The sequence below is a fragment of the Mesorhizobium sp. M7A.F.Ca.ET.027.03.2.1 genome (assembly GCF_003999175.1).
Classification (GTDB): Bacteria; Pseudomonadota; Alphaproteobacteria; order Rhizobiales; family Rhizobiaceae; genus Mesorhizobium.
On the sequence record NZ_RZOM01001714.1, the window covers coordinates 1 to 686 of the forward strand.

Below are 686 nucleotides of genomic sequence, written 5' to 3' on the forward strand. Positions count from 1 at the left end.
GTGCTGGTGACGGTGGAGGAGGGCGCCGTCGGCGGCTTCGCCAGCCACGTGCTGCAGTTCCTTGCCCATGAGGGCCTGCTGGAAAGCGGCCTGAAGGTGCGTCCGCTGGTGCTGCCCGACGCGTTCAGCGACCACGCCAAGCCGGAAAAGATGTATGCCGATGCCGGGCTCGATGCCGCCGGCATCGTGCGCACCGTGTTCGTGGCACTCGGGCACACAGTCCACGCCCAGCGCGCCTGAATCCCAGCGCGACTGAATCAAAGTCTCAAAGACTTGAATCAGTTTGCCGGCAAGCGATCTTAAGGCATTGTTTACGCTGCCGTTTGGCGCTTTGCTTACCGTGTCTCTTGGCCGTTTTTCAATGGCGCCCTGCTAGATCGTGATCAGGCAGGGAGACAACAACAATGAAAACGCTTCTGTGCGGCGCAGCACTTTGCGCCGTTATCATCGCGCCGGCCACAGCCGAAACGCGCTATGACCGCAGCCTCGAAAAGGCGGCGATGGGCATCATCGCCGGCAAGATGGGCGACATCCGCGGCGGCTTTTCCTTCAAGCAGGTGCCGCAATTGGTGGTTCTGCCGGCCCCTGTTCCCGCGCCTGCGGTTGCCATCGAGCCTGCACGCGAGCAAGCTTCGGGCGGCCGTGAGGATGGCTTGTCTCCAGCCGTCGAGCGCCCGGTTTCGCGA

2 protein-coding genes are annotated in these 686 nt (G+C 63.0%); both read left to right on the plus strand.

Annotated elements, in window-relative coordinates:
- On the plus strand, window positions 1-240 hold a 240-nt coding region (locus EN750_RS37575; RefSeq protein WP_281062389.1), incomplete at its 5' end, for a transketolase C-terminal domain-containing protein.
- 164 nt (window positions 241-404) lie between these two features.
- A partial coding sequence (locus EN750_RS37580) for a hypothetical protein (RefSeq protein WP_127399490.1) occupies window positions 405-686 on the plus strand: 282 nt, incomplete at its 3' end.